At 66.4% G+C, this 19,166-nt stretch carries 17 protein-coding genes and 1 tRNA gene; 10 read left to right on the top strand and 8 right to left on the bottom strand.

From position 1 onward, the window contains the following. Positions 1-806 precede the first annotated feature (806 nt). From LFM09_RS45020 to LFM09_RS45010, 3 genes are all read right to left on the bottom strand, one after another. The gene (locus LFM09_RS45020) at positions 807-2,084 is read right to left on the bottom strand and encodes a glycosyltransferase (RefSeq protein ID WP_414102771.1); all 1,278 of its coding nucleotides are present in this window, start codon (positions 2,082-2,084) and stop codon (positions 807-809) included. After that, complete coding sequence (locus LFM09_RS45015; RefSeq protein ID WP_414102806.1) at positions 2,081-4,294, bottom strand: glycoside hydrolase domain-containing protein; 2,214 nt, start codon at positions 4,292-4,294, stop codon at positions 2,081-2,083. Before LFM09_RS45015 ends, LFM09_RS45020 begins: the two co-directional genes overlap by 4 nt. Before the next feature lie 271 nt (positions 4,295-4,565). Continuing rightward, positions 4,566-4,757, bottom strand: coding sequence for a hypothetical protein (locus LFM09_RS45010; protein ID WP_414102770.1), 192 nt, complete (start codon positions 4,755-4,757; stop codon positions 4,566-4,568). Between the two features lie 20 nt (positions 4,758-4,777). Between LFM09_RS45010 and LFM09_RS45005 the strand changes: the two genes are divergently transcribed. Together LFM09_RS45005 and LFM09_RS45000 are read left to right on the top strand one after the other, a co-directional pair. Beyond that, on the top strand, positions 4,778-5,686 hold the full coding sequence (locus LFM09_RS45005) for an SDR family NAD(P)-dependent oxidoreductase (RefSeq protein WP_414102769.1): 909 nt from the start codon (positions 4,778-4,780) through the stop codon (positions 5,684-5,686). Between the two features lie 406 nt (positions 5,687-6,092). After that, the gene (locus LFM09_RS45000; protein WP_414102768.1) at positions 6,093-6,575 is read left to right on the top strand and encodes a DoxX family protein; all 483 of its coding nucleotides are present in this window, start codon (positions 6,093-6,095) and stop codon (positions 6,573-6,575) included. A 197-nt stretch (positions 6,576-6,772) separates the two neighbouring features. On the opposite strand, the gene LFM09_RS44995 is transcribed toward LFM09_RS45000, so the two are convergent. Next, complete coding sequence (locus LFM09_RS44995; RefSeq protein WP_414102767.1) at positions 6,773-7,819, bottom strand: helix-turn-helix domain-containing protein; 1,047 nt, start codon at positions 7,817-7,819, stop codon at positions 6,773-6,775. Between the two features lie 61 nt (positions 7,820-7,880). Between LFM09_RS44995 and LFM09_RS44990 the strand changes: the two genes are divergently transcribed. Together LFM09_RS44990 and LFM09_RS44985 are read left to right on the top strand one after the other, a co-directional pair. After that, a complete protein-coding gene (locus tag LFM09_RS44990; protein ID WP_414102766.1) occupies positions 7,881-8,138 on the top strand; it encodes an aldo/keto reductase in 258 nt (85 codons plus the stop codon). A gap of 271 nt (positions 8,139-8,409) precedes the next feature. Further along, a complete protein-coding gene (locus tag LFM09_RS44985; protein WP_414102765.1) occupies positions 8,410-9,318 on the top strand; it encodes an IS630 family transposase in 909 nt (302 codons plus the stop codon). Between the two features lie 476 nt (positions 9,319-9,794). On the opposite strand, the gene LFM09_RS44980 is transcribed toward LFM09_RS44985, so the two are convergent. Together LFM09_RS44980 and LFM09_RS44975 are read right to left on the bottom strand one after the other, a co-directional pair. Continuing rightward, positions 9,795-10,415, bottom strand: a complete 621-nt coding sequence (locus tag LFM09_RS44980; RefSeq protein ID WP_414102764.1) for a hypothetical protein — start codon at positions 10,413-10,415, stop codon at positions 9,795-9,797. 635 nt (positions 10,416-11,050) lie between these two features. Beyond that, a tRNA-OTHER gene (locus tag LFM09_RS44975) sits at positions 11,051-11,145 on the bottom strand. 363 nt (positions 11,146-11,508) lie between these two features. On the opposite strand from LFM09_RS44975, the gene LFM09_RS44970 reads away from it, so the two are divergent. After that, entirely contained in the window at positions 11,509-12,648 is a 1,140-nt protein-coding gene (locus LFM09_RS44970) for an ISL3 family transposase (protein WP_414102763.1), read from the top strand. Positions 12,649-13,304: 656 nt separating this feature from the next. On the opposite strand, the gene LFM09_RS44965 is transcribed toward LFM09_RS44970, so the two are convergent. After that, entirely contained in the window at positions 13,305-13,496 is a 192-nt protein-coding gene (locus tag LFM09_RS44965) for a hypothetical protein (RefSeq protein ID WP_414102762.1), read from the bottom strand. A 1,114-nt stretch (positions 13,497-14,610) separates the two neighbouring features. On the opposite strand from LFM09_RS44965, the gene LFM09_RS44960 reads away from it, so the two are divergent. The 5 genes from LFM09_RS44960 (at position 14,611) to LFM09_RS44940 (ending at position 17,981) form a co-directional block, all read left to right on the top strand. Then, positions 14,611-15,069, top strand: a complete 459-nt coding sequence (locus tag LFM09_RS44960; protein ID WP_414102761.1) for a DUF6292 family protein — start codon at positions 14,611-14,613, stop codon at positions 15,067-15,069. A gap of 243 nt (positions 15,070-15,312) precedes the next feature. Beyond that, positions 15,313-15,537 (top strand): DUF1918 domain-containing protein, encoded by a 225-nt coding sequence (locus tag LFM09_RS44955; protein ID WP_414102760.1) that lies wholly within the window; start codon positions 15,313-15,315, stop codon positions 15,535-15,537. Positions 15,538-15,789: 252 nt separating this feature from the next. After that, positions 15,790-16,191, top strand: a complete 402-nt coding sequence (locus LFM09_RS44950) for a hypothetical protein (protein ID WP_414102759.1) — start codon at positions 15,790-15,792, stop codon at positions 16,189-16,191. Next, on the top strand, positions 16,188-16,400 hold the full coding sequence (locus LFM09_RS44945; protein ID WP_414102758.1) for a hypothetical protein: 213 nt from the start codon (positions 16,188-16,190) through the stop codon (positions 16,398-16,400). Before LFM09_RS44950 ends, LFM09_RS44945 begins: the two co-directional genes overlap by 4 nt. A gap of 249 nt (positions 16,401-16,649) precedes the next feature. Continuing rightward, positions 16,650-17,981, top strand: coding sequence for a ferric reductase-like transmembrane domain-containing protein (locus LFM09_RS44940; protein WP_414102757.1), 1,332 nt, complete (start codon positions 16,650-16,652; stop codon positions 17,979-17,981). Positions 17,982-18,251: 270 nt separating this feature from the next. Here LFM09_RS44940 and LFM09_RS44935 read toward each other — a convergent pair whose 3' ends face one another. After that, positions 18,252-18,977, bottom strand: a complete 726-nt coding sequence (locus LFM09_RS44935) for a hypothetical protein (protein WP_414102756.1) — start codon at positions 18,975-18,977, stop codon at positions 18,252-18,254. Between the last annotated feature and the right edge of the window lie 189 nt (positions 18,978-19,166).

The following is a 19,166-nucleotide window of genomic DNA, read 5'->3' as shown; positions in this document are numbered from 1 at the left end:
GTCCTGTTCGGGGCCATCTGCCTCGGTGCCGCGGTGTGGGCCTCCTGGCGGTGGGACACCAACTACCACTGGGACGTCGCGTAGGGGTCTTCCAAGGCCCCTACCGGCAGCAACGGCAATCTGCGCAACCACATCGTGCCCCCGGGACAGCACCTCACCGACCGAACTGTCCACTCTCGACATCACGGGGTGGATCAAGGAGCTCGGCACCGAGTACGCACCCATCACCGTCTCCAGCATCGTGAAGCTCATGTCGATGATGCTCGAAGACGCCGTAGACGAGCGCATCATCCCCGCCAACCCAGTCCGTCGCCGGCGGGCGACGTGGACGCCGCGCCGCGAAACGGCAACCCGAGAAGATCTGGGCAACTACGTCCCGCCTCCGACGGCAACCTCGACCTCGCGACCACCCAGCCCTGCACGTCACGGAAACGAAGCCGCATGACGAATCTGGCCGCCCTTCACAGCACTGGCGGGATGGTCACACCGCAGAACCGAACGCTCGCAATGGAAAAGTCCTGGTCGGCGGCGGCAGCAGACGACGTCCAGAGTGATCTTCCTGGGGGACCGTCCTCCCGATCTCCTCCATGTCGAGCAAATCGCGAGCATCGGCAATGATCACTCGTGATCGACCAGCGAACACGAAGAAGAATGGAGCTGAGGGGACTCGAACCCCTGATCCTCACACCGCCAGTTTGGTCCACAAAGGACTTCTACCTGCACAACCGCCAGAATCCCAACAACTCCAACGCAACTAGCGGCCGTTCAGCGTCGTTTGCCATCAAGGCTGCTGGGGACACACGGGTTCATCCCGTTAGGGCGACGGCTGGGTTGGACGTGGCGAAGAGGCTGTCGAACACCCGGACACGGTCGAAGGACAGGGCGTGCTCGCGTGCTCGGTCCGCCATGAGTTGCCGTTCCTCGGCTGGCATGTCGAGCACCACCCGGTCGATCGCAGCGGCGATGTGGGTGGCGTTCCCGGCCTCGACGAGGATGGCCGTCCCGCCCACCGCTTCGCCGACGCCTCCGGTGTTCGTCGTGATCACTGGCCCGCCGCCTGCGAGCATCTTCTCGGTCAGCGCGATCCCGAAGGTCTCGACGAAGTCCGGTTCGGGCTTGGTCGGCAGCGCGTACACGGCGCAGCCGTTCATCAGCATCGGCTTTTCCTCGTCCTCCACGTCGGTGAGGAAGAGGATCCGGTCGTTGTGCTGAGTGATCGCCTGGACGTGCTCGAGTTCGGGGCCGTTACCGGCGACCACGAGCTTCAGCCGTGACTGCGCCTGGCACTGGGCGAACGCGTCCACCAGGTCGTAGATGCCTTTGGCCCGTGTCACCCGGGACAGGAACAACACGTACCCGTCGCGTTCCAGGCCGCGTCGCTTCAGGGCGGTGTCCACGAGCGCCGGATCGAGGTCGAGGTATGCCGAGGTGTCGATCGGCGGGTAGCTGACCGATATCCGGCGCACGCACTGGCGGGCGAACCGGGTGCCGCAGTGCGTGTCGACGGCCTCTGCGCAGGCAATGATCTCCTGCCTGGTGTACTCCGACACGGCGATCACTTGGTCGTTGGCGAGGAACCGGGTGAACAGGACCACGGCTGCCCCGAATCGCCTCTCGTACAGGCACGAGCGAATCACGTTGGTGACGTCCGAGCCGACCGCCTTCGCGATGGTGTGGACGTCAGGTGCGTAGCCGGCCGCGCGTGCCGCGTCGACGGCGTCGCGCACCACGGCGTCGTGGGGAGCGAGGTACATCGACACGCATGTGGTCGGGACCGGCTCGGCGAGCAGTTCGACCAGGCGTCCCGTCAGCCCGGCCAGGTATCGGCCATCGGGTACTCGGTAGTCGCCGACCGGCTCGGGCCGCTCCACGGTGATGCCTTCGCTGTAGGGCATGATCCGATCCAGCGGCTTGAGCGGCAGACCTGCCGCCTGTAGCACGGGTATCGGCCAGGTCAGCAGCCGGACGTCGTCGAAGCCGCGGGTGAGCGCGACCTCGGCCAGGTTGCGGGCTTCTCCGGAGTGACCGCAGATGACTGGGTCGGCCCGGACCACGATGACGAGACGGCGGCTTGGCCTGCTCATGTGCGAGCCCCCTTTCCGAGCGGGTCGGATACCGATGGCGGCAGGATCTTGCGTCCCCACTCCGAGGGGTGCGGGCCGAGTTCGAGCAGCAGCCGGCCGCCGGCGTGGACGTCGGATGCGCGCAGATGCGCCGCATCCAGTGGTTTGCCGTCCAGCCGGGCGGACTGCACGTACTGCGGCGGCGGGTCCGCGTCCAACCCGTCGGAACTGATGGACGTCTCGCGGTGTCCACGCGTCTCGATGACGAAATCGCGGTCCCCGAGGTGCAGAGTGGCGTGGCTGAAGGTAGGCGCGTTGACGAGGAACAGGTTCTGCCCGGCGACCGGAAACAGGCCGAGCGAGGCCCACACGTACCAGGAACTCAGCCCGCCCGAGTCGTCGTTGCCCGGCAGGCCGCCGGGACCGGTGCCGAACTGCCAGGTCAGCGCCGCGTGCACGATCTCGGCTGTGCGGTCCGGCCGAGCCGCGTAATGGTAGGACCACGGCGCTTCCATGTCCGGCTCGTTGTTCAGCCCCTCGAACCGATTCAGCAGGTAGCCGGCCGCCATCTCCGCCGAGTCGGGCCGCTGACCGGGCTGCACCACACGCGGGGCGCCGTAGCCGAAGAACGCGTCGAGCATGCTCACGAAAGCTTCGTGCCCACCGACCATCGCGATTCTCGCGGCCATGTCGTGCAGCAGCCGGAACGAGTAGTTCCACTTGCCGCCTTCGTAGAACGACGAGTCGAGAAGCAGGCCGGTGTCCGGGTCGAACGCGTTGGACCACAGGCGGCTTCGCGCGTCGAGGTCGTCGGCGAGCTGGACGTCGTTCAGGCTCCGGGCGACGCCGGCGGTGCAGTGGCAGGCGTAGGCGAGGTCGAGCGTGTGCGAGATCGGGTGCACGACGCCGTGCTCGTAGAAGTCTTCGCCGTACATCCGGCGCAGGTCGTCGTACATGTGCACCAGCGCCCAGGTCCAATCCAGGTCGCCGAGGCCGAGGGCGTGCACGTCGGCCAGCGCGGTGTGGACCAACGCGCTCGCTTGCCGGAAGAACCTGTCCGCGCCGCGAGCCATCCGATATCCGATGGGGAAGTTGCCTTCCTCCTCACAGACCCGGATCAGTGACTCCAGGAGATCGACCGCCCGGTCCGGGCAGATGGCCATGAGCAACGGCAGCTGGGTCTTGTAGATGTCCCACATCGTGCAGATGTCGAACACGAAGGGCCCGGAGGACGGCCAGAACGGACTCTCGTCGTCAGCGAAGCACGGCTTGATCAGAGAGTGGTACAGGGCCGTCGCGAACACCTGCCGCCTGGCGGGTGACCCGCCCTCGACCTCCACCCGGCCCACGTGGTCACGCCACCGAGCCTTGGTCTGCGCCCGGACGACGTCGAACGCCCGCGCCCCGTCACCGCATTCGCGATGCAAGTTCTCCCGGGCCTGTTCACAGCCGCGCAGAGAGAATCCGATCTGGATCTCGACGCTCTGCCCGGCGGTGGTGGGGCCCATGTAGAGCATCCCGAACGGGCGCAGCGTGGTCTGCCTGATGCGGTCGAAGTCGAGCCGCGTGCCACCCTCGATCAGCCGACGGTCGTGCCAGAGCATCTGCCGCCAGCCCGGACTGTCGACCCTGATGTACACCGACAGCGGCACGCCTTCGACGACCACCGTTCCCTGGGCGCGGCCGTTGCCAAGGCTTTCCACATGCGCCCGCAGCGGCACTGTGCGGCCGAGGTCGATGGCCAGCCCGCCGCAGGACAGGTCGACGACGACCCGTGCGCTGCGATGCTCAGGAAAGGCGTACCGGTGGACGGCGACCTTGGCGCCGACAGTGACCTCACATCGAATGCCGGTGTCGAGAGTAGCCGCGTAGTACCCGGCTTCAGCGGTCTCGTCGTGCAGCGGCCAGGCCTGGCCGAGGACGTCCAGCTGCTGCACCATCGGCGTCACCCGCACGTAGTTGTAGTACTTGCGTATCGCACCGGTACCGGACTGTTGAAAGTGGGTGAAACCGGACGCCTGCAGCCGGTCGAACAGCTCCTCCGGCTGACCCTCGGTGTTCTTCATGTAGAGGCCGTATCCGGTCGGATAGGCACCGGAGTAGGCGCAGGCAGACACCATGCCGAGCGGGGACGTCGCGCCGGGGTGGGTGTTGCCGACCTGCGCTTTCGGCCACCACCAAGTAGCCGCCAGCCCTTGCGCCGCAGGCAATGAGGTGGCAGCCGTTCCGATGAAAGGATCAATCTCGTCGAGGATGACGAGACAATAAGTCTGCGCGGGTCCACGTTGGTTTCAGCGATATGAACATTTGGCCAGGTACGCGGAGGTGGTCGCGTCGTGTCTCCCACCAGCTCGCGCCATGGCCGAAGGGTGCGCCCCCTCACCTCTACCTCGAGCACCTCGGCAGCGCCCGCTTCCGGCTCACCAACCCCGAACAGGCACGCGCAGACGAACGTCCGGCCGTGCCGAGATGAGAGTGTTGTGCCCGTTTCCGGGAAGCTGTCTAGTCGGTGGACCAGGTGCCCAGTGCGGAGATGGCGGCTTCGATGAGTGCGGAGTCGATGGGAGCGCGCTCGATGGTGCTGCGGTAGTACGTCGGTCCGATGGTCATGGCGGCGGCGTCTCGGCTGGTGAGCGCGAGGGTGATCTCGCCGCGTTCCTGGTCGACGAGGCCGAAACCCCGCGCTACACCCACGCCCACCCGAGGATCACCCGGTGAACGCCACCATCCCCGACCTGACCGGCAAGATCGCCGTCGTCACGGGCGCTACCGGCGGCATGGGCCAGTTCATCGCCGCCGACCTCGTCCGCGCGGGCGCGCACATGGTCACCGTCGCCCGCGACCCCGCTCGCGCGGACGCTCTGCGCGCACGCATCGGCTCACCGGCAGCGAGCCGCCTCGACGTCATCGCCGGAGACCTGTCCCGGCGCGCGGACATCGTGGCCGCGGCGAAGACCATTGTGGACCGTTACGACCAGATCCACATTCTGATCAACAACGCCGGCGCGCACTTCTCCGAACACCGCGTCTCGGCCGACGGCATCGAGATGCACATCGCCCTCGACTACCTGGCCGCCTACGGCCTCACCACCCTGCTGGACGTGCCACTGCGACGCGGCCACGCCCGCGTGGTGAACGTCGCCAGCGACACCCTCAACGACACCCGGCAGATCAAGCTCGCAGGCAAGCCCCGACCGGCGACCCTCGACCTGTCCGGTATCGGCGATCTCGCGGACCTCAATCCCGCCGCCGGGTTCGCGCCGTTCGAGGCCTACGCCCGCGCCAAGCTCATGACCGTCACCGCCGGCTACGCCCTCGCCCGCGACCTCGCCGCGGACGGGGTGACCATCAACGCCCTACATCCGGGGATTGTCGCCACCGACATCATCGACGACCTCGTGCCCCCGCTGCTACGCCCCGTGGGCACCCTGATCCGCCGCGGCATGCTCACCCCCGCCGAAGGAGCGACAAGCGCAACACGGCTCGCGACCGACCCCGAGATCGCCGCCCTCACCGGCCGATACTTCAACCGCGACAAGGAATCAACCACCCCACCGGTATCCCACGACCTCACCACCCAGCAAAGACTCCTCATACTGAGCAAAGCCCACTTCGCCTGCTGACGACCTGGCAATCTGTTAGCTGATCCAGGCTTTGTCCATCACCCGGCCAACGCAGATCAACAGTTCGCCGCAGTCCCACCTCCGGAGCGCACTCCCATGCCGCGAGGCGCACGGCTCGAGTCTGGGCCGGACCCGGTCCTGCCGCTCAGTCTCAAGTAGCCGGCGAGCGCGTTGCTCGAGCACGCACATGCCGAGGAACGGGCGTTGACGGCGCTCTTGCGACTTCGCGTGCACGCCCGCGCCCGGACGCAGAGCGGACAGCCCATCTGCCCGAAGCCTGCGGCGACCTGCTCCACGCCGACGAACGAGGCGCCGCCGCTCGGCTGTCGCAATCCGACATCGGGACGCGATATCGTCGTCCGGCATCGACGGAACGTGATCGGGCGCGTTCAGGGGGTGACTCCCGATGAATCAGACGGTCGGGCTGTTGAAGGCCGACGGACCTCCGGCGGCGATCCTGGTGCGGCTTGCAGTGGGGGCAGTGTTCCTGTCCGAAGGCATCGGCAAGTTCCTGTATCCGGACGAGCAGGCAGCCGGGCGGTTCGCCAGGATCGGGATCCCGGCGCCGGAGTTCTTCGGCGGGCTGTCGGCCGTGGCCGAGACGGTCTGCGGAGCTTTGTTGCTGGCAGGCCTGCTCACTCGTCTGGCTGCGCTGCCGATGCTGGTCAACATGGTGCTGGCACTGGCGTTGACGAAGGTCCCGATTCTGTGGGGTGGCTCGGCCGACAAGCCAAAGGCGGATGGTTTGTGGGACATGGCACACGAGTCGCGCACAGACTGGGCGATGCTTCTAGGCCTGCTGTTCCTGCTGGTCGCCGGGCCTGGCCGCTGGTCGCTGGACGCCCTGCTGGCGCGGCGGCTGGCTGCGGCGGCTCACGCGAGCACCTGACCCAGGTGGCTGGGTCAGGTCTATTCCACGTGGGTTCTCTTGGTGGGATTCCCCTTGTCACGCCACGCTTGTCGAAGTTCGCCACGCCACCGTGCCGATCAGGAACACGTAACACAACCGGTGCGACACCTGACAGACGTCCTGTCATGCCGCGAGTCGGGCGTTACGAAGCTTGGCTCCCAATACCGATCTTCGGGTCAGCTTGCGCTCAAGAAGCTCAAGGCGCACAACTGGGACCTCCGTCCCGCCGCACCCTGGAGGTCGTCATGGCCTGAAGGCAGGCCGACTAGAGCAGACAGTCTGCCTACTCGCCGAACAGGTTGACCGGTACGACTTCCACGCATCGGCCGTCGTCGTCCAGCAGCCTGCCCATGTGCTTGGTCGTGCGGACCACGACCGACCGGTCGCGGGGCACACCAGCTCGAGAGCAGCGCCAGAGCCTGCTCGGAAGGCGAATGTGGTTCGACGGTGTGCGTCCCGAAGATGAGATCAGGATCGCCCACCGGCGTCATGGCCTCGTATCCGAGTTCCAGCTCACCGACGAGGGGGTGGTGGTAGCGCTTGCTTCCGTAGTCGCGCCGATACACGTCGTGCTCGGCCCACCAGCGGCGGAAGTCGTGATCACGCACGGCCAGGTCGCCGATGAGGTCGGCGAGTTTTGGATCGTGCGGGTGGGTGCCGGCGTACCGTCGCAGTTCGGCGACCACCGTGCGCGCGGTCGCCGCCCAGTCGTCGTACAGTTCGCGGGCTGCATCGACGGTGAACAGGTAGCGGACGATGTTCCGTCGCCCCGCGGGCAGGAGATCGAGTCCGACGTAGAACGCTGCCCCGAGGTCGTTGATGGCGATGAGGTCGTAGTGTGGTCCTAGGACCAGCGCCGGGACGTCGGTGACCGTGTCCAGAGCACGGCGCAGCCCAGGGCGCAGGCGCACCGGAACCGAGTGCGCCCGCGGGGAGCTGTGAGAGCCGGCGAGGACGTGGAGATGTTCCCGTTCAGCAGCGTTGAGCGGCAGTACCCGGGCGATGGCGTCGAGCACCGACGCTGACGCGGTCTTCCTACGGCCCCGTTCCAGCCGCTCGTAGTACTCGGCACTGACACCGGCGAGCAGGGCTACTTCTTCGCGTCGCAGTCCTGGTACTCGACGGATACCCACCGACGGTGGCAGCCCTGCATCCTGCGGCGTGATGCGCGCGCGGCGGCTGCACAGGAATGCCCCCAAGCCGTCAGCAGGACGTTCGTTCATGTATTCCAGGCTAACGATCCTGGTGGATATCTGAGGGGGGTCTGTTTGTCCCCCTCAGGCCGTGGCCGGTCACAGCGGCGTCAACCTGATCGACACCGCAGACGTCTACCGCAAAGGCGACTCGGAGCGGGTCATAGGCCTGGCCATCGCAGGGACGGCGCGACGAGGTCGTCCTGGCTTCCTCGCAGCTAAGGTCATGGGTCCTGCCCGGCTGATGATCTCCCAGCAGTTCGCGCATCTCACGGAGCTGTTCGCACTGCTTCAGCCGCGGGAGCGACCGCACGCACCGTCGATCCTCCGCTCACCATCGGCACGGTGATCGACGATCCTGATGCTGGGGCCCCAGCGTCCCGCAGGCGATGACGGTGGTGAGGTTTCGCGACGAGGAGCATCTCGTCGCACAGATCATCGACACCGTGCTGCAGACGCCGGCCCGGCGGAGTTCAACGCCATCAAGCGGCAAATGAACCAGGATGCTGCACAGGTACAGATCAAGTTGCGTCTCAACTCACCAAAGCGCACACCAGACATGTCAACCACCCGATCCGACGTGGAGATCGACATGGCCTGGACAGAACAGACCAGCAAGCATGCCTGGCGGGTCCGCTACCCCCACCAGTGACGGACACATCGCATCCATCTCCGGCTTCACCAACCAGAAGACGGCCGACGACTACGCCACCGACGTCGAAACCGACCAGCGACGCCAAGTCTGGATCGACCTGACACCCGGCCGAGTCAGCGTCGAAGACTGGGCAACGCGCTGGCTCCCCACACTCGACGTCGACCTACATACACACGGCAACTACTACGGCAATCTGCGCAACCACATCGTGCCCCGCCAGGGAAACTCGGCCTTCGCCGCGGCGATGGAGGACGTGCTCGCGGTCTACGCCCGCGGCCACGACCCGGCCAGGCCGGTGGTGTGCATGGACGAGAAGCCCTACCAGCTGATGGCGCACACCCGCGACCCGATCCCCGCCGCGCCGGGGCAGGATCTCCAGCAGGACAGCGAGTACGTCCGCCACGGCACCTGCTCGATCTTCTGCTGGGTCGAGCCCCTGGGCGGGTGGCGGCGGGTCGACGCACAACCTCAGCGGACCAAGATCGACTGGGTCGGGCAGGTCGAGCGACTCCTGACCGTCGACTACCCCGACGCCGAGAAGGTCGTCCTGGTGACGGACAACCTCAACACCCACAGCGTCGCCTCCCTCTACGAGGCCTTCGACCCAGCCAAGGCGTTCGCCCTAGCCCAGCGCCTGGAGATCCACCACACCCCCAAGCACGGGTCCTGGCTCAACATCGCCGAGATCGAACTGTCCCGCCAGTGTCTAGATCGCCGCATCGCCGACCTCGACGCGCTCAACACCGAACTCGCCACCTGGCAAGCCGCCACCAACGCCGGCCAGCGCCAGGTCGACCGGCACTTCACCACCGACGACGCCCGCACCCGACTCCGCCACCTCTACCCCCAAACGTTAGAGGCGACGGCCTACTAGTGGGCGGAGCCGGATTAGGTTGGGGCGACTGGTGCACGACTGACTGCGGCTGTGCTGTGGAGGGCGCTTGATGGCCTGCAAGTCGTGGCTGGCCGAGGCCGAGCTGTTTCGCGCCGTGCAGGACGGGCCTGCTGGTCCTGCTTGACGCCTGAGATGCGGGTGGTGCGGAGCAGCCATCGGTTGACGACGACGGGGTTCTGCCGGGTCATCGCGTCGAGCAGCCACAGGTCTGAGGCGACGGACTCGAGCACGGCGCGCAGCTACTCATCGCTCACGCCTCCGGAAACCACTGTCCGTCGCCATCGTCGATCCGGGTTGTCGTGACGCCGTTTCCGGCGCGGAAGTACCAAATCGGAATCGGTGAGATCAGAAACGTGGAATCGTCAGGACAATCGACCATTTGGACATGGCTCGTACCGAGCGGGGCACGCGGGCCCGCCGGTCGGGTACTGATACTTGTCAGGACCGTTGCCTTGTTATTCGCTTTCGGTGGACTCGCGGTCCTGCGCTGATTCGATGACCAGCGGTGCCGAAGTCTCGGCGGCGGCGATCTGGTTGAACTGGACGATCGTGCGGTCCAGCTGCTTTGCCAGGCCGGGGATCGTGTTGGGCGGGAAGTAGACGTCGGCACCGGCGTCCAGGAGGCGGCGGACCGGACCCTCGTAGACGACCCCGAGCTCCCTGTCCTCGACCTCCGCGATGACCACCCGCGCCTTCGGGAACATCTGCCGGAGGCCTCCGATCAGCTGCGGGCTGAGCGGCGGGATCAGCAGCACTTCGGCGCTCGCGGGGGCCGAGTGCATGTCCAGCACGATGTAGTTGGAGCCGAGCTGCGCCGACAGCGTCGACCTCGCGGACGACGACAGTGTCATGGCGGTGGCCACGACGGTCACGTCGTCGTAGGTCTCCGCCGGGTTTTCGTCGGAATTCGGAGTTTCGACGCGGAATGTTCCGCTCGCCTCGGAAATCTTCGCGATCGGCACACCGTCCTTGACGATGAAGAGATCCTCACCCGGAGGAAGGGCCTCGATCGCCGCTATAACGGCTTCCGGAAACCGGGTGGAATCGATCCACCGCGGAGTTTGTTCTCCCCACATGACGCCCGATTCTTGCAGTACCGGCGCACTGATCGCCGTGCGGCCTCCTTCCGGGCAGGAGAGGACGTCCGTTCCGCGGGAGAATGGGAGGTCACCGGTCACGGGCGGTTCAGCTGGGCTCCGTCCCGCAGGTACGTGAGGGTGGCGAGCACCCGGCGGTTGCGGTCGTCGCCGGGGGCCGAGATTTCGATCAAGTCGACGCTCTGGTCGACATCAAGAGGAAGCGCCCCGCCTCGCTGTACAGCAGGGGGCCTCGACTACTCGCCTCTCTGGGGCAGTTCGACGAGCTGCCCATAGCGAACTGCGAGCGAATATTGCGCCGACCGGGCAGCGCGCTGCCACCCCAGCCGGACACCCGCCAGCGGCCTGACGCGGTGACAGGGGCCCTGAGCTGCTCCTGCCTATCCGGTGCGGGCGCAGGTCGCCCCGATCACCGCAGCGGCGCAGCAGAAGTCCTCGATCAGATTCACCCAGACGGGATCCCGATCCTGGAGCAAAACCGTGACCCTATTTCGCGGATCTCGGACCCCTGCTCCAGTTCGGTGCGTCACTGTCCAAAGTGGACGGCAAAACAAGATCGCCCGCCGAGCCTGTTTATGCAGGTCAGCGGGCGATTTGCATGCCGTTCATTCAAGTGGAGCTGAGGGGACTCGAACCCCTGACCCTCACACTGCCAGTTTGGTCCACAAAGGACTCCTACCAGCACAAACACTAGAACCCCAACAACTCCAACGCAACTAGCCGCCGTTCAGCGCCGTTGAGTACCGTTGGATGACGTTCAACTACCGGCACTGCTCCAGTTCCGCTCCAGCACGATCAGTGTGAAGGGCTCGCTGGCGGAGGATCGAGTTGCCTCCGAAGTCGTCATCCTCGACCAAACGCCAGCTCTTCCCGTGGCTCACCGAACGCGAGCGCCCCCCGTTCGATGCCGCGCTCACACAGTAGTTGAGCGGCATGCGACGTCAGTGCTCCTCGGCCTCAAACTGCAGCGCTCGTTCGGCGCTGTCAACCAGCTCCGGGGTCTGTCAAACGAACGGCTCTGGCTTGTAGTCGGTGGTGACGTCGAGTAACCGTTCGCGATCATGATCTTGTGATGGCTGTCGATTCCCTTGTGGGGACGGTGTTCTCCGGACTGTCAGCGTTGGTTATCGAGGACGTGACGGAGGGCAGCGGCATGGTGGTGGTCACGGCTCGCACTCGGGATGTGGCCATACCCTGCCCAGACTGCGGGACCGTGACGGCGAAGGTGCACGGGTATCACCAGCGGACGGTGAAGGATGTGCCGATCGATGGCCGCCAGGTCGTCGTCCGCCTACGCGTACGGCGGCTGGTCTGTCCGGCTCTGGGTTGTCGACGACAGACTTTCCGGGAGCAGATTCCCGGTCTGCTGGACCGCCATCAGCGCCGCACGGCGCGGCTGGTCCGGCAGATATCCCATGTGGCGCAAGAGTTACGTGGTCGGGCGACGGCACGCCTGGCCGGCCTGCTCGCTGTGCCGGTGTCCCGCAGCACCGCATTGCGCCGTCTGCGGCGCCTGCCGCTGCCCCGACTGGAGATTCCGCGGGTGATAGGCGTGGACGACTTCGCTTTGCGTCGCCGCCAGCGCTACGCCACGATCATCATCGATGCCGAGACCGGCCGACGTGTCGCGGTCCTGCCCGGTCGCGACGCGGCCACCCTGGAGTCGTGGCTGCGCGAGCACCCTGGTGTCGAGGTCGTGTGCCGGGACGGCTCGGCCACCTACGCCGAAGCCGTCCGCCGAGCCCTGCCCGACGCGGTGCAGGTCAGTGACCGATGGCACCTGTGGCGCAATCTCTGCAACAAGGTTCTGCTCGAGGTCCGCGCGCACGCCGGATGCTGGGCCACCGTCAACCCGCCTGCGAACCTGCGCCCGAAGGACACGACCCTGCTGGAGAAGATCGCCGCGGCCTGCCCGGAGATGACCGCACTCGCCAGTCTGGTATGCGGCTTCGCCGCACTGCTCACGCCGGCCGCGGGTAACGACGTGAAGCTCACCGAGTGGATCGCGCAGGCTCGCGCCGTCAATCTGCCACATCTACGCAGTCTCACCAACGGTCTCGAGATCGACTGGTCCGCCGTGGACGGTGCCGTCACCTTGCCGTACCACAACGGCCGCACCGAAGGCGTCAACACCCGCACCAAGAGGATCATGAGACAGATGCACGGACGCGCCGGATTCGACCTTCTCCGCCACCGCATCCTTCTGCCCTGACTGCCACTCCACGTCACCACCGACTACGAGCCAGAGCCGCTCGTGTTTGACAGTCCCTGGATTTGCCTTTCCGCGGCTGGTTGCGGGCTGCGTGCGCGCTGAAGTGGTGTCATCTAGCCGTAAGCCTGTTCACGTGGTCACGTCGGTTGGTCGGTGCCCGTCGTCGAGGTACTGGTTCCTGTGGCGGCAGAGCAGACCGTCGTGGACGGGCGTGGTGCGAAGGTCGCTATTCCAGGAGTAGTGCACTCGGTAGCGGTTGCACAGCGCAGCACCCGGCGACAGCGCGAGGGCGATGGCAGGAGGTGGGTGATCGCGATGATCAGGAGTTGTTCGACGGTGGCGAGGTACGCGGGAGTTCGGTTGTGCGGGGTCGGGGTGGCAGGCAGGCGGCTTTGGGACCACGAGTTCGATGGGCGGGACGAGGCATGTCCATTCGGCGCGGGACGCGATGGTGGTGTCAGCGACTGGCACCGCCTGTGTATCGATAGGTCGTGCGCGGAGCGGATGAGATCGAGTCAGCTATGTGGTGTGCAATCGGGTCGGCACAGGCTCATGAGAGTGAGGTCATGGCCTGGTGTCGATCAGGTCAGCCATGTGGTCTGCACACCGGGCAGGTGTCCACGCCGGCGAGAGGTCGCTGGACCGGGGTATGCATCTCACGGACCTGCCGTTGCGGTGTTGCCCACGCGGTCATCATCGGCGGCGGCCGTGGGGTCGCCGAGTAGCCGGGCGAGTTCGCGGTAGATCGGCGGCGGGTCTTTGTGCAGGGTGCCGGTGACGCCCGCGAGGTTGTCCGCTGGTGGACTGACTGCGACTGTGACGGGGGTGCGGTTGCGGTTGCGTGTCATCCTGACCTGCCCAGGGGGTGTTCCTGTGTGGACATTCATGGTGATTGCGGCGGCTCGGCGGGTCAATGCCTCCGTTAGGCTGAACGGGTGTCGTGGCGAGCAGGGGATCTGTGACACTGCGCCGATGGTGTGTCTTCTGTGGACAAACAGCTGCCCGCGACGGACGCTGGTATCGGGTGCCTGGCAGAACGGGACGCGATTGTCACGAATCAGTCTCTCATGCGGATCTGCCAGGCACCCGTGCATACGCTGGAGTGTAAGGAGATCCCGCCCGTCGCCCGACTGAACCGCGCCGACGCGGGTGTCGGCAGGGGCGTTGACCTGGTTGCCGGTAACCCGCCGGGAGCGAACGGGCCACTTATTCTGCCCGTTGTGCCCCTGCAATCCGCTGCCTAAAACTGGTGAGATGAGACTGGTGTTGTCGCCGGTTCGATGCTCGTCCCGCCCGTCGCGGTGGGTCCGCCGAGCCGGCACGGCACTGGTTCGCATGCCGCTGCGCGCGTGTGCCCGCCAGGACACGGTAGCGGCGCCTCGGTGGTGGGTGGTCTAGGCGGAACACTCACCACCGAGGGTCTCTCCCGCGAACATCCACGAATGCACCTGGGCGGCGCCAGTCGTGGCACCGTCCAGGCGCATTCGCTCACCCCTGTCCGGAAACCGGGGCCAACTCCGTACCTTCGCGATTCGTATCCTGGCCGCGGGTACGACTTGAGCGGATGCGATTCGCGAGTCACGTCCGCGGACGTTTCCATGTCGGCAACTCTGCGTGGGTAGTGATGCAATCACGCACGTCATGTGCGCCAGGAGTTGTCGCGGGCGTCGTGTCGATCCTGCGTCCTGGCACGAAACCTGGCCCCGGTGTAGCGAGTTCGCTTGCGGGCAACTGAGTCTGCATCCGTGGCGCACAGTGTGTATCGCTTCCCGATCGGGTCGTGATCGTGAAGTTCGTCAGCGACGCGCACAACCGGCCGCTCAGCCTGGCGTCAGCGAGGTACCCGTGGCTGCACGGCGAGCGACACACCACTATCCGGTGATCAACTCAGGACAGCCGGTGTCGACCAGTCAAGCTCTGCCGGAAGGCGTTTCGCATTGACGGGTGAGTGTGGTGTCGAGAGTGGATGGAACCGGCGAGAATGCCGTGACGGCGTCAGGCCGTGATCCGGCGCAGTGCGGCTTGCACCGCTATGTGCAACTGGTCGCGGCCGCGCTCGGCGCCGACCTGAACGGAAGCCGGTACGGGTGGAGCTCTGAAGCCACCGCGTATCTGCCGCTGCCCCAGCGCATGCCCGGCAACGACGATCACAGGCTCGCGCTGGTGTGGGACGAGAAGTCCGGCTGGTCGGTAGGTGTGGAGATCGACGACGATTTCCTGGTGCTGGCGTCCTACAGCGAGGACATCGTGCCGGCGCCGCGCGTGGTCGCCGCGTTCGTGCACAACGTGGTCGTCGATGGTCACGTGCCTGCTGTCCTGTCGGGCGATTACCGGCGTAGCGAGGTACTGCTGCGCCTGGCGGCCTACGCTCCCACCGGACCGGACGCGCAGACGGCGATGCTGCCGCCCCACAGCCACTGAACACGCACCGCCGACCTTGCCGCACGCCTGCCTGCGGGCGTCACCGTGCGTGTGCTGACGGGTGAACCTGGTCAAGTTCGGTATCTGCCTGGTCGATATCTGCGGTCTGGAAGAGACGTGGCTGGTGACAGGGTGAAACTCACCAGTGCGTCGGGGGCAAGGGGTGTTCGGTGTGCTGCCGCTTGCTACGGGCGGCAGCACACCGAACCAGCAGACCGGGGCCGCCCGTGACATCGGTTGTTCATGGAGGTTGTGCAGATGCGTGCCGATGCTGGTGACCGGCTGTGGATTCACAGTTCCCGTCAGGGCATGCCCGCCCGCGGCGGGCGGATCCTCGCAGTCCATGGCGGCGAGGGTCGGCCGCCCTACCGGGTGCGGTTCGACGATGGCCACGAAACCCTCTACGTACCCGGCCCCGACTGCCTGATCCTGCCCCGGAAGCAGGATCGCTCCAGCGGCCGCGGCTGACGTCTATCGTGACCGTTTTTGTGTCAGCGGCACACCGCTCGAGTACGAGGACGGTGACCATGGCCTGGCAGGGTAGACCGCCGGCCGCTCGGCGAGGTCGTCGTTGTCACCGCAACGGCGTCAGCGTGCACGTAGCTGGTAAGGCCGCGCACACACGCGTGTACTCCACTCGTGTACGGCACATCCGAACGCCGGGGTGGCGCGTCCTCTGCTGTGCGGAATTTCGCCCGGTGTGAACTAGCATCGCGGACTGTGACAGCAGATGCGGCGGAGCGTGACTATCACGTTCTTCTTGTGCTTGCCACCGCCGTGGACGACGCACTCACCCGTCTTGTTGCCGCTACGAGCGACAGCTCTCGCGGCGGGCCCGGTCAGAATCCCGGCGATGGTGATGCTGTCGAGGAACGGGTCACCGAGACACTACTGGCGTATCTCGCTGCGACGACCCCGATCCAGGCTGATCTGGCGATGCTGCGCACGGCTCCCACAACGGCTCCGGATGGATCATTCATGCGGGTCATGGCACACCTGCAGGCGGCGTTCACGCACTTGGGCGTAGACGACGGGATCGACATCGCGATCACCGAACTTCGGGCCGCGCAGCACCTGCTGACGGTCTTCACGGACACCCCGGACGATCAAGTGGCAGGGTGACCGAGCGCGTCGTATGGCCCTCCCATCGCAGCGTGGAACAGTGTGATCGGCTGGCAGACCTGCGCCGCCACCCCGACGTGCGAGTCCGCGCGCTGTCATTGCTCACCCGGTGGGCCAGACCCGGCACCGGCCGTGACGAGTTGGCGATCATGATGACCAATGCGGTCGAAATCACCGCTCTGCGCGCGCTGCTCGACCAGACCCGATAACAGTCCGGTCGTGGCATCGGATGCCGCCAGCTTCTGGTGCAACCGGCGCGCTGCTTCACACAGCCATCAGCGAAGCTCGTGTTCGGTCGCGCCGATAATCGGGGTCGAAGGCGACAGCACGAGATCTGACCGCAGCGCCGCGCGGCCGGCCGATGCATACTGTCTCGACTTCACATGGCCGTCGAGGCATCTCCCAGTGCCAGCCACGAACACCGGCCGCGTGATTCCTGCTACGTGAGAGGATCTCAGGTGGCGAACTCGCACATCCGCCGCAAAGGCTTGGCTCCGGTCGTGCAGGCGCGGGTGGCGCTGTGGGCGTTCGTCGTCATGAACGTGGCGATCATCGAGTACCTGTTCCTGACCGCGGGCGCGGGCAAGAACGAGGTCCTCACCGTCGCCAAGTTCTTCGGCCTGCACGCCGCGTTGATCATGATGTTCCAGTTGCTGCTGGTGGCCCGGCTGCCGTGGCTGGACCGGCGCATCGGCATGGATCGCCTGACGGTGTGGCACCGATGGGTCGGCTTCACGCTGCTGTGGACGGTCCTCACGCACGCCACGATCGTCGTGCTCGGATACGCCACCCTCGACAACGCGCCGATGGCGAAGACATTCCTCGCTCTCGCCGGCGTTCCCGCTTCACTGCTGGGGATGCTCGCCGCCACCATCATCGCGGTGATCGGGATCGTCTCGACGCGGGCCATCCGACGGCGATTGCAGTACGAGACCTGGCACGGCCTGCACCTGCTGCTGTACGTGGCGCTGGGGCTCGCGTTCGTGCACCAGTTGCTGGAGACGACGACGTTCAAGTCCTCGGTGTTCGCGATGGTCTACTGGTGGGCGCTGTGGCTGTTCGCCTTCGGCTCGCTGATCGCCGGACGGATCGTGACACCGCTGATCCTCAACTCCCGCCACCAGTTCCGGGTCGCGGCCGTGGTGCCGGAGTCACCGAACACGGTGTCGGTGTACGTGACCGGACAAGGCCTCGACCGGCTGGCCGCCAAGTCCGGCCAGTTCTGCATCTGGCGGTTCCCCGGCCATCGCCACTGGTGGCTCGCGAACCCGTTCTCGCTGTCCGCCGAGCCCGATGGACGCTCACTGCGGCTGACCGCCAAGGCCGTCGGCAAGGGCAGCGCCGGTCTGCGCAACCTGAAGGTCGGGACGCGGGTGTTCGTGGAAGGCCCGTACGGGGCGTTCACCTCACTGCACCGCAGCCGGCCGGGCGTGCTGCTGATCGCGGGCGGCGTCGGGATCACGCCCATCCGGGCTCTGCTGCAGGAGCACGTCCCCGGCGACTTCGTCGTGCTCTACCGCGTGCGCGACGAGCGCGAAGCCGTGCTGCTCAACGAACTGCGCCAACTCGTCGCGGCCCGCCGCGGCCGCCTGCACCTGCTCACCGGCCACACCGGACAGGGAGCCCGGCCGTTCGAACCGGGTGCCCTGCAGCAGTTGGTGCCCGACGTCGTGGCCCGCGACGTGTACGTCTGCGGCCCGCCCGCGATGACCGCAGCTGTGCTGAGCGGACTGCGCCGGCTCAACGTGCCGAACGGTCAGGTGCACGCCGAGAAGTTCGGCCTGGCCTGACGATTCCGCATCGTCGGGCGATGGTGAGCGAGTCGGCATGACCACGATGGCCCGCTGGGGCAGCAGGAACCCGCTGATCCGGTCCGCGGATCAGTTTTCACGCGCTGGCCACAGCAGGTTCCCCCGCACCTGCTTTCAGTCCGGAAACCGCCATGCAAACTCACCTCAACACGCGCTCTCTGCCGCCACCGCCGGCACGGAGCGCGGACACGACCCCCCGTCTGCTGTTGCAGACGAGCGGGCCGATCAGATCGGCCCGCTCGTCTAAGCTCAGTGCTCAACTATGAGAACTGGGCAGGAAGCGTGATAGAGAGCTGTTCTGGTGATCAGGGCGTCGCGCTGGTGTCCGCGTTCGAGCACCACGAGGTCGCTGTGTAGCGCCGCGAGTGATTCGTGAGGCTGACGGCGGTCGAGGGTGAAGTCGGCACTGAGATCGGGTGCGGTGTCGCGCAGGTACGCGGCGGCGCTGCTCACCACGCCGTCGTCGACTAGGTTCCCGTGTCCCGGTAGCAGAGGGCGCAGATGCAGCACACGCGGCTGTGCGCCTCGGACTCGGCAGAGTGTGATCGCGCTGTCCAGAACGGCCACATCGTTGCCCCGCCCGACCACCGCCGTGATCCATCCGTATTCGCCGCGGATGGCCTCCGGACGGCCCTGAACCAGCACCGTTGCACAGCACGGCCTCGTAATGGCAGGCAATATCAGTCTCCCGGGACCGGTCGAGGCGCGGGTGTGCCCGTTGCCCGCGAGCACGAGGATGTCCTGCTCCGCTGCCGCGGAGGTCACGGCCCGAACCGGGTCAGCGCCGCCTGGTCGGAAGTGCGCGATGAGCGTCGGCAGACGCCGCAGCACCCGGCGCAGAGTCTCGTCGCCCGCCAGCAGGCCCGCCTGTGCGGCCACGTCGAAAACCTGCAGGTCCGTGCACATCGCCACGGCGTGACGCGCCGCCCACTCGAAGGCGCGGTAGCCAGCGGACGAGCCGTCGACCCCCACCATGACAGAACCCCGCAACCGCGACGCCTCGACCTTCGCGGCGGAACGCTCTCGCACTGGTACCTGGATCACCGGTGTCTTGATCGTAGATCTCGCCACACGACCACCTCGCTCCGCCACCACGTCTCAACTGGCGCAGTCTGCTCCATCCGGCGCACGATCGCCATGCCGCCGATACGCGGTGTGCCGTGC

Source organism: Lentzea alba (assembly GCF_047445655.1).
Lineage (GTDB): Bacteria > Actinomycetota > Actinomycetes > Mycobacteriales > Pseudonocardiaceae > Lentzea > Lentzea alba_A.
The sequence above is the reverse complement of the archived record's forward strand: the minus strand, read 5'-3'. Positions and strand labels throughout refer to the sequence as shown.

Bases quoted from the DNA above. Each gene is read 5' to 3' on its own strand.
- LFM09_RS45020 (WP_414102771.1), bottom strand. From the start codon at position 2,084: ATGAGCAGGCCAAGCCGCCGTCTCGTCATCGTGGTCCGGGCCGACCCA.
- LFM09_RS45000 (WP_414102768.1), top strand. From the start codon at position 6,093: ATGAATCAGACGGTCGGGCTGTTGAAGGCCGACGGACCTCCGGCGGCG.
- LFM09_RS44995 (WP_414102767.1), bottom strand. From the start codon at position 7,819: ATGAACGAACGTCCTGCTGACGGCTTGGGGGCATTCCTGTGCAGCCGC.
- LFM09_RS44985 (WP_414102765.1), top strand. From the start codon at position 8,410: ATGCCTGGCGGGTCCGCTACCCCCACCAGTGACGGACACATCGCATCC.
- LFM09_RS44980 (WP_414102764.1), bottom strand. From the start codon at position 10,415: ATGTGGGGAGAACAAACTCCGCGGTGGATCGATTCCACCCGGTTTCCG.
- LFM09_RS44970 (WP_414102763.1), top strand. From the start codon at position 11,509: ATGGCTGTCGATTCCCTTGTGGGGACGGTGTTCTCCGGACTGTCAGCG.
- LFM09_RS44965 (WP_414102762.1), bottom strand. From the start codon at position 13,496: ATGACACGCAACCGCAACCGCACCCCCGTCACAGTCGCAGTCAGTCCA.
- LFM09_RS44955 (WP_414102760.1), top strand. From the start codon at position 15,313: ATGGAGGTTGTGCAGATGCGTGCCGATGCTGGTGACCGGCTGTGGATT.
- LFM09_RS44935 (WP_414102756.1), bottom strand. From the start codon at position 18,977: ATGGTGGGGGTCGACGGCTCGTCCGCTGGCTACCGCGCCTTCGAGTGG.